The sequence below is a fragment of the Segatella copri genome, assembly GCF_009494835.1.
GTDB lineage: Bacteria > Bacteroidota > Bacteroidia > Bacteroidales > Bacteroidaceae > Prevotella > Prevotella copri_F.
The window spans coordinates 1-14,912 of the sequence record NZ_VZBE01000006.1; the positions used below are offsets into that span (position 1 = coordinate 1).

A 14,912-nucleotide genomic window follows, 5' to 3' on the forward strand; every position below is an offset into this window, starting at 1 on the left:
CGCCAACAAGCTAATCAGACGCATCCCCATCCATCACCGATAAATCTTTAATCTCTTTCAGATGTCTTCTAGAGATATCATTGGGTATTAGTCTTACTTTCGCAAGGTTATCCCCAAGTGGTGGGCAGGTTGGATACGCGTTACTCACCCGTGCGCCGGTCGACGCCCATCAAAAGCAAGCTTTCGATGTCGTTTCCCCTCGACTTGCATGTGTTAAGCCTGTAGCTAGCGTTCATCCTGAGCCAGGATCAAACTCTCCATTGTAAAATATCATTTTTACCTAGCCTTGCGGCTTGGTTTGTTTGTTGTCTGTACTTAGGACGAATATCCTTTTCGTTTATTGAAGCTTAGTAAACCTGACTTGTCAATTGCTTGACGGTTCGTTTCTTTTACCCAGTCAACTTTCTTATTTCTAAGAAGTTAACCGCTTCTTGTACTACTTGTCTGTTTATGTAAAATCTTTCAAAGAACTCTTTCTTTAATCGCTAAGAGAAAGTGTATTTCTCAAAAGCGAGTGCAAAAGTACTAACTATTTTTCATTCCACCAAATCTTTTCGCAAAAAAGTTGCCTTTTTAGTCAGTTTTTAACATCTATAAAGACTTTACACAAGAGATTTTAGCTGTTTACATTATTATATATATGCGCTCGCCAGTGCACGCAATCAGGCGTATACACAAGCGCACAATACTATTAAGGTTATAATGCTTTTTCAGTTAATTTGCTCAAGTTTCGCAAGTTTTGTCCCATACGCCCTGAAAAGTTCTTGAACCACATGCGAAAATTCAGTTAATTTATATTTAAAAATTGACGCTCATCCGTAGCCATTAACTTTATTTCGCTGACAATACATTAAAAGGTTATAATGTTTTTAAGATAACTTATATTTTAGAAGTTTACGCTTATCCATAGCCATTAACTTTATTTCGCTGATAATATTTTAACGGATTATACATCAGGGATACCGATTAGACTGGGATTCTAGGAGTTTCTGCAGAAAGAAATCATAAAAAAAAAGAGGACTCTCTAAAAAAGATACCCATTTCGGAATCGAAAACAAACGCTTAAAATATGTAAAAACGGAGAGAATTCTTAAAATATGTTTATAAAACACGGAAAACACCCTTCACCACCCTTCACCCGTAACTATTTGACACTCAAAATGTTAAATAAAAAGGTGAAGGGTGAAGGTTTGAAAACTCTATTTTATATATGTACGCGTGGGTAAAGGAAAAAAGGGTAAAATCAAAAAAGTACCCTAGGGTCAAAAATCGGAAAAACCCTAAAAAAAGAATATAATATAAGATTTAAAATATACCCTTCACCCTTCACCCTTCACCTCGTTGCCACAACCCAGCTTCCATATCTTCATCATCGGATTACCTACATTTGTCTTCTGGGTTTATCCTTCGGAGATATTCTGCTATCCTTCGGAGATATTTTCTTATCCTTCGGAGATATTCTGCTATCTTTCGGAGTTATGTTCTTATCCTTCGGAGATATTCTCCAGAATGATTCCATGATATTTTTCGCACTTTATTTCCCGAATCCACGCAAATCGCACAAATCGCATAGGTAGAAAACGGAAAAGACGTATCTTTGCACTCGAAATAAAACGAATAGCGTATGAGACAGGTAGAAAAAAGAGAAGATAAGAGATTAAGATGGCAATGGCAGATCAGTTTCAACCGCAAGGAGACTGACATGAAGTCAAACATCACCATCATTCCTAGCGGCAACTATCATATCCTGATAAAGGGTCTGAGAATGACGTAAAATTACGGAATAAATGTTAATAAAGCGCAGAGATTATCGTTCGTTTCAATAATTGGCATTATCTTTGCGCTTATTATATTATTCAATAGACCATAAATAACAAAAGAAAATAGAATTATGACAGAAAAGGAAATGTACAATCTGATAAATAGTCAGAACAACCAGCAGAGCAATGGCTTTGCTGTTAATGAGAAAGAGCGAGGTATAAGCGGTGTTTTCTCTGCTTTGATGCGCAAAGTGTATACATGGATGACCTTAGCTCTCCTGATTACGGGCGTTACTGCCTATGGTGTGGCTAGCAGTCCTACCCTGCTGATGACCTTGATGACAAGCCGCGGCTTGCTCTTTGGTTTGATTATCGCAGAGCTCGCCCTGGTATTCATCATTACCGGTGCCCTACAGAGACTCTCCCTGACTACGGCCACCCTACTCTTCATCGTCTACTCGGTTTTGAATGGTGCCATGCTTTCATCCGTATTCGTAGTATATACGATGACCAGTATTGCCAAGGTATTTTTTATTACAGCCGGCACATTCGGAGCGATGGCTTTCTATGGTTACACTACCAAGAAGGATTTGACCTCTTTAGGAAAAATACTCTTCATGGCGCTGATAGGCCTGATTATCGCTACCGTAGTAAACATGTTCTTGAAGAGTTCTGGGTTTGATTACATTTTGAGTTACGCAGGTGTAGCCATCTTCGTTGGCTTGACCGCTTGGGACAGTCAGAAGATCAAGCAGATGCTCCAGACACAATACGACATGAGCGAGGGCGCACAGAAACTGGCACTCATCGGAGCCTTGACTCTGTATCTCGATTTTATCAATCTCTTCCTCTACTTGCTCCGCATCTTCGGAGGCAGCAACAAGGAATAATGAAAACGGGAACCGGGAATAAAGTAAAAAAACAAAGAATAACATACATAACGAGAAAGGTTGGCTTGCCCTCAACGGGTTGGCCAACCTTTATTTTTTAATTCCTAGAAAAAGTAAATGCTAGAGTTATATTCTCTTCAAAAAGTTCTATGGTGCAAAGATAGAAAAAAAATTGAGAACTATGGTTTCAAAATAGCAAAAATAAGTTTCAAATGGACAAAAAGTGTCTTTTGACATTTTTCAGTGTTCCACTGATTTTTAGAAACTACCTAAACTTCAACAACTTACGCATTTACCCTATATTTATTAGGAGAGCAACCAAAAGAGGCAAAAAATACTCTTCTGAACGTAGAAATAGAATTAAATCCCGATTTGATGGCGATTTCCGGCAAAGGAAAGTTCGTTGACTTCAACAAGTTCTCTGCATACTGTATACGATAAGAATTCACATAATCATAAAACGTCTGCCCATTCTGCCGGTTAAAATAGCGACTCAGATAAGTACGGTTCGTACCTACAGCCAGCGCCACATCAGACAATTTCAGTTTCGGATTGAGATAGATTCTATCTTCCTCGAACAACCGCTGCACCTCAGCAGCCATCCCCGAAACATCTACTTCGTTCTGCTCTAACGGTACAATTTCAATATCGCTCAACTCTTCTATCACTGACTCATGCCTATAAACAAAATAATCTATCAGTATCCAGAGTATCAGAGAGCTTACCATATAGATATTGTCGTAATCCACATTAATAACGAAACAGCTCAGCGTCCATAAAAACAGAATCAGGAAGAAGGTATTGAGAATGGCAAGAAGCCAATTCAGATTAATATTTTCCTGATAAGAAAAGCGCTCTTTCAGCTGGCGGTGATACCTCCGAATCATAAAGAAAAGCAATATAAAGGTAGAGAATCCATAAATGGCTCCCCAGGCAGAAAGCACATAAAACCAGATGATATTATGGGTAAAAATATAGAACACCGGCAACAAGAGGAAAGGCAATTCCAGCATCAAAGCTTTCACCCATCTGAACCAGCCCGGCTTCACCAGTTCCATCAACACAAAGCTGTAGAACGGAATAATCATCATATCCAACGAAGACGTAAGATACCACGCATGCTCGTTGTCAAAACCATAAATCAGAAAGAAAACCAGGTCCTTTACCAACTGCAGGTCGACCACAATCATGAGCCACATAATCATCCGAAAGAGCATCTCCTTTCCTTTTCTCCAAAACAGGAAAGCCATCATGGAGAAGAACATCATGCTCATACCATAAATAAAACTCGTTACCGAATCCATGTCTACTTTCTATATAAATAAACAAAAAAGGCACACCTATGGAGAGATATTCTAACATTCCAAAGGTGTGCCATGATATAAATTTAATGCCTTATATATAATAAGGTGTAATATTAAATGAAATAACCTAATTAGTCGATTTCCTCATCGGCCTCGTAACCTCCCATCTCACGGATAGCATTCTTCAGCATCGTATACTGCTGGTAGAGATGGTTTACAGGCTCTTCACCCTTAGTATAATCGTGCATAGGTGCCTTGAGGAAGAAACTCAAGAAACGCTGGATTCCGAAACGGCCTGCACGAGCTGCAAGATCGCTCAACAATGTAAGGTCGAGCAGCAATGGAGCAGCAAGGATTGAGTCACGGCAGAGGAAGTTAATCTTAATCTGCATTGGGTAACCCATCCAGCCGAAGATATCGATATTATCCCAACCCTCCTTGTTATCGTTGCGAGGTGGATAATAGTTGATACGTACCTTATGATAGTACTGGGTATCTTCATCGTTACCATGACCATAGAGATCTGGCTGAGCTTCTGGTTTCAGGATTGTCTCAAGAGTAGAGAGTTTACTTACCTCCTTGGTATGGAAATTAGCAGGTTCATCGAGAACGAGACCATCACGGTTGCCGAGAATATTGGTAGAGAACCAGCCATTCAAGCCGAGACAACGGGTACCGATGATAGGAGCGAAGCCACTCTTGACAAGAGTCTGGCCTGTCTTGAAGTCCTTACCGGCGATAGGCATCTTGGTCTTCTCTGCGAGTTCCCACATAGCAGGAATATCAACAGTTGTATTAGGAGCACCCATGATGAAAGGAGCACCCTCTGTCAAAGCAGCATAAGCGTAGCACATGGATGGAGCTACATGCTGGCGGTCGTCAGCCTTCATTGCTGCCTCAAGTGCAGCCAATGTACCATGAATCTTCATATCTACAGGAACGTAGATTTCGGTAGATGCTGCCCAGATAACAACGATACGGGCACAACCGTTCTTCTCCTTGAAGTCGCGGATATCCTGACGAAGAGCCTCTACCATCTCCCAGCGGGTCTTGCAATCCTTCACATTATCGCCATCAAGACGCTTTGCATAGTTCTTGTCGAAAGCAGCCTTCATTGGTACTACCTTCTCCAACTCCTCGCGTACAGGATTGATATCTTTCTCCTTCAATACCTCAGCATACATAGCTGCCTGATAAGCATTCTGCGGATAAACATCCCAAGTACCGAATACGATATCATTAAGGTCTGCAAGTGGAACGATGTCCTTATAGTGCAAATATTTCTTGTCTGCACCCTTGCCGACACGAATCTTGTCGTACTGAGTCATTGAACCTACTGGCTTCGCAAGTCCCTTACGAGTCATGAAAACACCGGTCATGAAGGTAGTAGCTACTGCGCCACAACCAACAACCAAGATTCCCAGCTTACCTTCTGCTGGTTTAACATTCATTTTTTCCATCTTCTAAAGGTTTATTTTATATTAAGTTGATTATAATCTAAGAATTGTGTCTGCAAAGATAACAAAAACTTATTGAACCGATGCGGTTTCCGTAGACTTTCTTTCAATAATTTACAATAATTAGCTAAAAATGGATAAAAAAGGCTATTCTGCATCAAAAGCCAAGTGTAGAATATTTGTATGAAAGAAGGTAATACATGCATATTTATTCTATGTTTATGCATAACGAAAGACAAAATAATGTTATTTTATGCATTTTTCTTTCATTTTATTTGGTTATTTGCAAAATATATTGTAATTTTGCAGCCGTTAAACGAATAAAAATACAGCATATGAAGGCAAAGAATAGCAGATTGGAAACTTTGAAGATGCTTATATCAAGTCAGGAGTTGAGTTCGCAAGACCAACTTTTGGAGGCTCTTCACAAAGAAGGCTTTAAGATTACGCAAGCTACATTGAGCCGTGACTTAAAACTGCTCAAAGTAGCAAAGGCAGCATCTTCGAGTGGAAAATATGCGTATGTCCTGCCCAATGATACATTATATAAGAGAGTTTCAAATCATATTCCAGTGAGCAAGATGATGGTGAATACCGGATTCCAGTCTATCAACTTCTCCGGGAACATGGTCGTGATCAAAACCCGTCCGGGATATGCAAGCAGCATTGCATATAACATAGACAATAGTGATATTTCTCAAATTCTTGGAACCATCGCCGGTGACGACACGATCTTTCTGGTAAAGAAGAAAGGGACAACAGAAGAGGAAATCATCAATGCACTAGCAGAGGTAATTCCAGACGTTCACCATAAATATGTATAAGGTAGTTGCATTTTTATGCAAAACATACACCTTATTATATATAAGAAAGAATATTAAAACAAAAACATTTTAAGATAGAAGAGAAAAAATGGAAGAAGCAGAAGTTAAAGTAATGGTGGCTGACGAAAGTCACATCAAGTACATCGACACCATTCTGACTACAATTGCAGAAGCTGCAAAGAAGCGTGGTTCTGGTATCGCCAAGCGTTCACCAGAGTATGTTGCCACCAAAATGCGCGAAGCCAAGGCGGTCATCGCTCTCCAGGGCGAAAAGTTCGCAGGTTTCAGCTACATCGAAACATGGGGCAACAAGCACTATGTTACCACATCAGGTTTGATCGTTCACCCAGACTTCCGTGGTATGGGACTGGCTAAGCGTATCAAGAACCTTACCTTTACGCTTGCCCGACAGCGATGGCCTCATGCCAAGATTTTCTCTTTGACATCCGGTTCGGCTGTCATGAAGATGAACACCCAGCTGGGTTATCTTCCTGTTACTTTCGCCGACCTGACCGATGATGAGTCATTCTGGCGTGGTTGCGAGGGTTGCATCAACGTGGATGTCCTCCATCGTACCAACCGCAAATACTGCATCTGCACCGCCATGCTCTTCGACCCGGAGGAGCATCTGCCTATCAAGCTTCCTCAGGAGGTAATTGAGAGAATCCGCAAGATTGACGGTCCATCTGCAGAAATTTAAATCCTTACATATAATTTAAGGTGTTGGCAAGAATGCCATCTAAATATTATTCATCCATATTAAACATAAAATAAAATGGCAAATAAAAAAGTTGTAGTCGCTTTCAGCGGCGGTCTCGATACATCATACACAGTAATGAAGTTGACCCAGGATGGCTGGGATGTTTATGCAGCATGCGCTAACACAGGTGGTTTCTCTGCCGAGCAGTTGAAGACCAACGAGGAGAACGCATATAAGTTGGGTGCCAAGGCATACGTCACTCTCGACGTTACCCACGAGTATTACGAGAAATCATTGAAATACATGATTTTCGGTAATGTGCTCCGCAACAACTGCTACCCTATTTCAGTATCTTCTGAGCGTATCTTCCAGGCTATCGCCATCGCTCGTTACGCCAAGGAGATTGGTGCTGATGCCATCGCTCACGGAAGTACAGGTGCCGGCAACGACCAGATTCGTTTCGACATGACCTTCCTGGTAATGGCTCCTGGTGTAGAGATCATCACATTGACTCGTGATAAGGCGCTTTCTCGTAAGGAGGAGGTTGATTACCTGAACGAGCACGGCTTCTTTGCAGACTTCACCAAATTGAAGTATTCTTATAACGTAGGTATCTGGGGAACCAGTATCTGCGGCGGTGAGATTCTCGACCCAACCCAGGGTCTCCCAGAGGAGGCTTACCTGAAGCACGTTACTGCCAAGGAAGAAGAGGCTGAACTGAAGATTACCTTCGAGAAGGGTGAGATCGTGGCTGTCAACGGCGAGAAGTTTGATGATAAGATTGCAGCCATCCAGAAGATTGAGGAGATTGGTGCATCTTACTCTATCGGTCGCGACTGCAACGTGGGTGACACCATCATCGGTATCAAGGGTCGTGTAGGTTTCGAGGCTGCAGCTCCTAAGCTCATCATCGAGGCACACCGTCTGTTGGAGAAGAGCACATTGAGCAAGTGGCAGCAGTATTGGAAGGACCAGGTAGGCAACTGGTACGGAATGTTCCTCCACGAGAGCCAGTACCTGGAGCCAGTAATGCCGGATATCGAAGCGATGCTGACTTCTTCTCAGCGCAACGTAAACGGTACTGCCATCTTGAAGCTTCGTCCATTTAGCTTCCAGACTGTTGGCGTCGATTCACCAGACGATTTGACAAAGTCTAAGCTCGGTGAGTATGGCGAGATGCAGCACGGTTGGACAGCCGAGGATGCGAAGGGCTTCATCAAGGTAAGTTCTACCCCACTCCGTGTTTATTATGGTATGCACCCTAACGAGGAAAGATAATATGGTAAAAGTAGGTATTTTAGGAGCAGCTGGTTATACAGGAGGTGAGTTGATTCGCCTCCTTATCAACCATCCTGAGGCAGAGATTGTATTCGCCAACAGCGAGAGTAACGCCGGCAACCTGGTGGCTGAGGTTCACGAGGGATTGTATGGCGAGACCGACTTGAAGTTTACCGCCGAGAAGCCTTTCGACCAGGTGGATGTTATCTTCTTCTGCTTCGGTCATGGCAAGAGCGAGGCGTTCCTGAAGGAGCACAATGTTCCGGAGAACGTGAAGATTATCGACCTGGCACAGGACTTCCGTCTTGCCCCAGAGACTGTGGTTGCTACCCAGCAGCCAACCCCAGCCGCTCACGATTTTGTATATGGTCTTCCAGAAATAAATGAATCAAAAATAGCCGTAGCTCAGCACGTGGCAAATCCAGGTTGTTTTGCAACCTGCATTCAACTTGGTTTGTTGCCTGCTGCTAAGATGGGCCTCATCAACAGCGATGTATCCGTCAACGCCATTACCGGCAGCACCGGTGCTGGTCAGAAGCCAGGTGCCACTACCCATTTCTCATGGCGCAACAACAACATGAGCATCTACAAGGCATTCAACCATCAGCACGTGCCAGAGATTCGTCAGAGTCTGAAACAGACACAGGGTTATCTCGATGCAGCCATCGACTTCATCCCTTACCGTGGCGACTTCGCCCGCGGTATTTTCGCTACAGAAGTTGTGAAGACCGACAAGCCTATCGAGGAAATCGTGGCAGGTTACAAGGAGTTCTACAAGGATGCCAAGTTTACTCACTATGTGGATAAGGCAATCGACCTGAAGCAGGTGGTGAATACCAACAAGTGCCTGGTTCATGTGGATAAGTATGGCGATAAGCTCCTCATCACTTCCTGCATTGACAATCTCTTGAAGGGTGCCGTAGGTCAGGCTGTTCAGAACATGAACATCATGTTTGGTCTCGACCAGACAGCAGGTTTGAAACTCAAGCCATCAGCATTTTAGATAAAAGAATTCGGAAGAACGGATGAAAAATCATTCGTTCTTCTATCATAAAAAATAGTTTGTAATAAGATAACTCTATGAGTTGTCTTTCTTAAAACATAGATTTAACATGAAACTTTACGACGTATATCCTCTTTTCGATATTAATATTGTAAAAGGTAAGGGCTGCAAGGTATGGGACGACAAGGGTCAGGAATATCTCGACCTTTATGGCGGTCATGCCGTTATCAGCATCGGTCATTGCCATCCTCACTATGTGGAGATGCTCACCAACCAGTTGAACAATCTGGGTTTCTATTCCAACTCTGTCATCAACAAGTTGCAGGTGAAACTCGCTGAGCGTCTGGGCAAGATTAGCGGTTATGAAGATTATCAGTTCTTCCTCATCAACTCTGGTGCCGAGGCAAACGAGAACGCCTTGAAGCTGGCTTCATTCACCAACGGAAGAACCCGCGTGCTTTCTATAGAGAAGGCTTTCCACGGCAGAACATCTCTTGCCGTAGAGGTAACAAATAATCCTAAGATCATCGCTCCAATCAATGATAATGGTCACGTAACCTATCTTCCCATCAACGATTTGGAGGCTTGGGAGAAGGAACTTGCCAAGGGCGATGTATGTGCTTGTATCATCGAAGCTATTCAGGGCGTAGGTGGTTGCAACATGGTAACTCCTGAGTTTGCTCAGGGTTTGCAGGCAGCCTGCAAGAAATACGGCACTTTCCTGATCTGCGATGAAATCCAGTGCGGTTATGGTAGAAGCGGTAAGTTCTTTGCACACCAGTGGTTGGGCATCAAGCCAGATCTCATCACCGTTGCCAAGGGTATCGGTAATGGTTTCCCTATGGGTGGCGTGTTGATTTCTCCAGAGTTTACTCCTGTATATGGTCAGCTGGGTACTACCTTCGGTGGCAACCATCTGGCATGTACTGCCGCTCTCGCCGTTCTCGATGTATTTGAGAAGGAGAACCTGGTACAGAATGCGCATGAGGTTGGTGAATATCTCATCGCCCAGCTGAAGGAGTTGCAGAAGCGCAACAGTCACATCACAGAAGTTCGTGGCCGTGGCTTGATGGTAGGTGCCGTACTCGATATTCCTCACAAGGAAGTTCGTAGCAAGCTCATCCACGAGCAGCATTGCTTCACCGGTTGCGCCGGCACCAACATCCTTCGTATCCTCCCTCCATTGGTATTGACCAAGGAAAATGTGGATGACTTCATCGGAAGATTGGAAGCCGTATTGAAGGAAGTATAGAAAGTGAAGAACGAAGAGTGAAGAGTGAAGAAACAAAGTTCGGCGGCCAAAGGGAAAGCCAATACAACAGCTCTTCAGCCATATATTTATACAACCCATAAAAGAAATAGGAAACACTCCTATCGTGAGCAGCAAGCCCTTTGCGGTTTGCTGCTTTTTTGTTTTTTCCTTGCTAGATTACTAACTGTGGTTTAACGATTTTAGTTGACCACCTTAATAGATAGTCATATCTGGAGTTTGACTTCATATTTTTCACAAAACAAGTCCACTGGTTCACAAAAAACACGCTACCTCCAGCCATACTTTTTAAATATTTTGCTTACCTTTGCACCAAACTTATCAGTATGGAAGAATATCTCATCATATCAAATGCCAACTTTTTGCTCAGAGTGGCTTCCGAACAGATAGCATACGTCTGTTCGGAAGGAAGCTATTGCAATCTCCGACTCACCAACGGCGATGAATACACCTTCTCGTTCAACCTTGTGGTCTTTGAGAAGAAAATAGTAGAGCAACTTGACCAAACGGCACACTTCTTCGCTCGTGTTGGCAGAAACTACATTATTAATAGTCAGCACATTTTCAGCATCAACCTCAACACTTCAGAACTAATTTTGTACAACGAACGGTTTTGCGAGAAATTCACTCTGCACGTCAGCAAGGAACCACTCAAACAATTAAAAGCACTTTTAGACAACTCCATAAAATCGTAAAAGGTATGAAAGAAAAAAACAATCAGGAAGAAACTTATTTCTTGGGCAAAGCACAGGAAACAAGATACACAAAATCCCATATATATAAAAAGGTATTTGGGATAGCCGCTTGCGTGATAGCAATAATAGGTATAACCATCGTCCTTATGTTCAAACCGCAAAGCGTATCACAACCTCATGTGTTAAAGACGATAGCTGTTTTACCGGAAGGTGGTCAGATGCCAATCTTCAACGGCAATGGCGACATCAACGATTTCCTAAGATGGGTGATGACAAACATCCAATATCCTAAAGGATTGGAAGACAAGCCTGCGCGAGTCGTCATCAACTTCACCATTCAAAAGGATGGAACATTGGGATTGTTTAAAGTTCTCGAAGCTCCAAAAGAAAAAGCCTACGAGCAGACTGTGATTGAACTTCTCAAGAGAAGCCCTCATTGGAAGCCTGCCCGACTCTCTGATGGCGAGGAAGTAAACATGGAGTTTACCTTGCCTGTCGTTTTCACTCCCGAAGTAAGAAAGAAATAATCAGCCAAAACTATGAAACAGTTTAGATTGATCCTTATATTATGGCTATGTATGGCAATGAATGGCAAGGCCAACGAGACCACAACTAATCTACTTCAACAAGGAGATAGCTGTTTGAGTAGATATGATGTGTTTCATGCAACCCAATACTACCAAAAGTATTTGGAAACGAATCCGTCTCACCTGGGAGCACGCAGGAAACTGGCTTCCTGCTATCGAAAAGTAGGCAACTACACCGCCTGCATTTCTTGCCTAAACAAGATTCCATCAGATAGCATCAACCACGAAGACATGCGAATGTTCTATTATGCGTATCTCAATCAGAACAACAATGACAAGGTTTCTCTTTGGGGCGAGCGCATCGCATTCTTATTCCCATACGACAGTGAAATTATCGCTTCGCTTGCCGTACATTACAATGGAGTGAACAAACCAGACAGAGCAGAAAAAGTGGCGAAGAATTACATTGCTCAATGTGATTCCACGAACTTATATGTCAACAAGGAATATGCCTATTCCCTATTCATGCAATTCAAATACGATGAGGCTATACCCTTGTATGAGAAACTGATAGCGCAAGGATTTGATAATTTCGAATCCAATTTCATCCTTGGTCTCTGTTATGAGGACCAGCCGGACAATGAAAAAGCGCTGAAACATTACCAGAAAGCAGTTCAGTTCAAAAACGACAATGCCACTTGCCTTTTCCACTTGGCTTTGATAGAGAAATCCTTCTGCATGGATTCATTGTCTATGGCTCATTTCAACCAGTCGTTAGAGGTTTCCTTGCCAAAAGACAGAGCTTTGCGAACCTATAAATGGCTAGCCGACTTACATTTTCAACACAGCCGATATGCAGACGCAGCACGTGACTTTGAGTTAAGCATCCTTTACGATGAAGAAGACGACCCGCTCAACTATTACAATGCCGCCCAAATGTTCATCGCTTCCAAAAACAAGCTGAAAGCGAAACTGTATCTCCAGATGTTCTTAGCAAATACAAACAGACTGGAAGATAAAAAAGAGGCAGCGCAACTCATATCCAAAGCCAAAGAGCAACTCAAGCAATAACCATCAAACAAACATAAACACATGAAAATAATTTTTATCTTAGGTTCAGCATTATTGCTGAGCCAGCCCCTTTGCGCTCAAAACGAAGAGGCAAAAGACACGCTTACCGCCCAGATGATGATGCATAACCTGCCAGAGGTTTTCGTCAAGGCGACACGTCCTATCGTCAAGGCAGAAAGAGGACAGTTGGTTTACAACATGCCACTACTCATAGAGAAAATGCCGGCAGACAACGCTTATGATGCCCTTACCCGAATACCAGGAGTAAACGAACTAAACGGCAACATCAATTATGCAGGAAAGGAACTGACTCTCATCATCAACGGCAAACCAACCACGCTCAATTACGCACAACTGGCAGAACGATTAAAAGCCATGCCCGCATCACAATTAGCCAAAGCCGAAGTGATGTTGGCAGCACCAGCACGCTTACATGTTCGTGGAATGGTCATCAACCTGATTACCAAAGACTATGTAGGAAAGAATCTGCTTTCAGGACAAATACAAAGCACCTGGAGCCAAAGCAAATACGGAGAAGGGAAAGGCAAAGCCAACCTGCTGTTCCAAAAAGGAAAATTCGGTCTGGATGCCATGTATTCATTTACAGATGGAACATCATACGGTGAGACTACTACCTATGCCAATCATCCGCTTCAAGGAAAGCGAGTAGCGTATCATGACAAGACCTCACAGAAAACCCCAGGATTGACTCACAACTATCGCTTGGGACTGAGTTATGCATTTGCTGATAACCACCAGCTATCCCTGGCATATACAGGAAAATGGGACAGCAGCCATCCTCATCATGAAACGATGGGAACAGGCACATCCCAACAACAGGGCAATGAGCATACCTACCTGCACAATGTAGATGTCAGCTACAATCTGCCCTTTGGACTACAAATAGGCATATCCTATCTCAACTACCAAAACCCCAGCCAGCAATATCTAGCAGGAACGATGCTTGACGAAGAGCGTATTCTATACACAAACAGCAAGCAACTAATAGACAAATGGCTTTTCACAGCAGACCAATCCCACTCATTGGAACAGGGTTGGGAACTGTCGTATGGTATGAAATTCCAAAACTGCAACAACAGAAGCTACCAAGCCACGACCAACAAGGATGGAGCAGACATTCCAGATGCAACCAGCCAGGTGAATATCGAAGAAAGAATCTTGAGTTTCTATGGTGGCATAAGCAAACAGATAAACGAGCGAATCAGCTTGGAAGCCTCTGTAGAAGCGGAGCAGTACCATTCTCCACAATGGAACAAATGGCATATTTATCCCACACTTAATGCATCGTGGAAAGCCAATCCTGGCAACATACTCAACTTATCCTTCAGTTCCAGCTCACAGTTTCCTAGCTATTGGTCAACTATGAGCAGCATTTACTATGCCTCTACCTATATGGAGATATGGGGAAATCCTCATCTCAAGCCTTACTCTACATACGAGACCAACCTGATGTGGACAATCAAAAGTCGCCATACATTGATGGCATTTGCAGAGTTCCAACCCAACTATTCTGTGCAGTTGCCTTATCAGGCTACCGACCACCTGGCAGTCATTATGAAGGAGACCAATTTCGACTATAATCATACTATAGGCATTAGAGCATCGACGACTTTCGGTATAGGCAATTGGATGAACGGAAGTGTTTCGGCAACAGGAATCTACAGACATGACAAGAGTAACGATTTCTTTGACTTGCCCTTCAATCGCAAACATATCTCTGCCGTTCTTGCCGGAAATCTATCCGCCCAGCTTAGCCGAAACCATCACATCCATTTCATACTTAACCCATTCTATCAGTCGAAAGCCATTCAAGGACTCTATGACATCAAATCAGTCTTTCTCTTGATTGCTATGTTGAGATGGGCTTCCGATAATGATAAATGGAGCATTGTGGTTAAAGGCAGCAACATCTTCAACGAGGGATTCTCTACAAAATCAGTACAAGGCAATCAAGACTACCACATGAACATCAAGCAAGATTGGGCATCAGCATCCATCTCCATCATCTATAAGATAGGTAAGTACAAGGAAAAGAGAACCAAGGACGTGGATACTTCCAGAATGGGAGTAAACTAGCGAATTTCTTAAAAAATCGTCAGTAAACAAGCGTAC

13 protein-coding genes and 1 rRNA gene are annotated in these 14,912 nt (G+C 42.9%); 11 read left to right on the forward strand and 3 right to left on the reverse strand.

Features of this window, described 5'->3' with window-relative positions:
• A 16S ribosomal RNA gene (locus tag F7D47_RS01015) occupies positions 1 to 264 on the reverse strand; the annotation flags it as partial.
• A gap of 1,360 nt (positions 265 to 1,624) precedes the next feature.
• Here F7D47_RS01015 and F7D47_RS01020 point away from each other — a divergent pair.
• The gene (locus F7D47_RS01020; RefSeq protein WP_022121138.1) at positions 1,625 to 1,774 is read left to right on the forward strand and encodes a transcriptional regulator; all 150 of its coding nucleotides are present in this window, start codon (positions 1,625 to 1,627) and stop codon (positions 1,772 to 1,774) included.
• Positions 1,775 to 1,891: 117 nt separating this feature from the next.
• On the forward strand, positions 1,892 to 2,650 hold the full coding sequence (locus tag F7D47_RS01025) for a Bax inhibitor-1/YccA family protein (protein WP_022121137.1): 759 nt from the start codon (positions 1,892 to 1,894) through the stop codon (positions 2,648 to 2,650).
• Between the two features lie 284 nt (positions 2,651 to 2,934).
• Here F7D47_RS01025 and F7D47_RS01030 read toward each other — a convergent pair whose 3' ends face one another.
• Both F7D47_RS01030 and F7D47_RS01035 read right to left on the reverse strand, forming a co-directional pair.
• Complete coding sequence (locus F7D47_RS01030) at positions 2,935 to 3,954, reverse strand: helix-turn-helix domain-containing protein (RefSeq protein WP_153085349.1); 1,020 nt, start codon at positions 3,952 to 3,954, stop codon at positions 2,935 to 2,937.
• A gap of 131 nt (positions 3,955 to 4,085) precedes the next feature.
• Positions 4,086 to 5,414 carry an inositol-3-phosphate synthase gene (locus tag F7D47_RS01035; RefSeq protein WP_022121135.1) on the reverse strand — a complete coding sequence of 443 codons (1,329 nt, stop codon included), beginning with the start codon at positions 5,412 to 5,414 and terminating at the stop codon, positions 4,086 to 4,088.
• 332 nt (positions 5,415 to 5,746) lie between these two features.
• On the opposite strand from F7D47_RS01035, the gene argR reads away from it, so the two are divergent.
• The 9 genes from argR to F7D47_RS01080 all read left to right on the forward strand — a co-directional run bounded on the left by argR (position 5,747) and on the right by F7D47_RS01080 (position 14,876).
• Positions 5,747 to 6,235, forward strand: a complete 489-nt coding sequence (argR, locus tag F7D47_RS01040; RefSeq protein ID WP_006847530.1) for an arginine repressor — start codon at positions 5,747 to 5,749, stop codon at positions 6,233 to 6,235.
• Between the two features lie 88 nt (positions 6,236 to 6,323).
• On the forward strand, positions 6,324 to 6,935 hold the full coding sequence (locus F7D47_RS01045) for a GNAT family N-acetyltransferase (protein WP_022121132.1): 612 nt from the start codon (positions 6,324 to 6,326) through the stop codon (positions 6,933 to 6,935).
• 75 nt (positions 6,936 to 7,010) lie between these two features.
• Entirely contained in the window at positions 7,011 to 8,213 is a 1,203-nt protein-coding gene (locus tag F7D47_RS01050) for an argininosuccinate synthase (RefSeq protein WP_153085348.1), read from the forward strand.
• A 1-nt stretch (position 8,214) separates the two neighbouring features.
• Positions 8,215 to 9,216 carry an N-acetyl-gamma-glutamyl-phosphate reductase gene (gene argC, locus F7D47_RS01055; protein ID WP_153085347.1) on the forward strand — a complete coding sequence of 334 codons (1,002 nt, stop codon included), beginning with the start codon at positions 8,215 to 8,217 and terminating at the stop codon, positions 9,214 to 9,216.
• Between the two features lie 109 nt (positions 9,217 to 9,325).
• Positions 9,326 to 10,468, forward strand: coding sequence for an aspartate aminotransferase family protein (locus F7D47_RS01060; RefSeq protein ID WP_153085346.1), 1,143 nt, complete (start codon positions 9,326 to 9,328; stop codon positions 10,466 to 10,468).
• 344 nt (positions 10,469 to 10,812) lie between these two features.
• Positions 10,813 to 11,181 carry a LytTR family DNA-binding domain-containing protein gene (locus F7D47_RS01065; RefSeq protein WP_153084693.1) on the forward strand — a complete coding sequence of 123 codons (369 nt, stop codon included), beginning with the start codon at positions 10,813 to 10,815 and terminating at the stop codon, positions 11,179 to 11,181.
• A 5-nt stretch (positions 11,182 to 11,186) separates the two neighbouring features.
• Positions 11,187 to 11,708: an energy transducer TonB gene (locus tag F7D47_RS01070; protein WP_153085345.1), complete on the forward strand. Its 522-nt coding sequence runs from the start codon at positions 11,187 to 11,189 to the stop codon at positions 11,706 to 11,708.
• A 12-nt stretch (positions 11,709 to 11,720) separates the two neighbouring features.
• The gene (locus tag F7D47_RS01075) at positions 11,721 to 12,779 is read left to right on the forward strand and encodes a tetratricopeptide repeat protein (RefSeq protein ID WP_153085344.1); all 1,059 of its coding nucleotides are present in this window, start codon (positions 11,721 to 11,723) and stop codon (positions 12,777 to 12,779) included.
• A 21-nt stretch (positions 12,780 to 12,800) separates the two neighbouring features.
• Positions 12,801 to 14,876 (forward strand): outer membrane beta-barrel protein, encoded by a 2,076-nt coding sequence (locus tag F7D47_RS01080; protein ID WP_153085343.1) that lies wholly within the window; start codon positions 12,801 to 12,803, stop codon positions 14,874 to 14,876.
• The last annotated feature ends 36 nt before the right edge of the window (positions 14,877 to 14,912 follow it).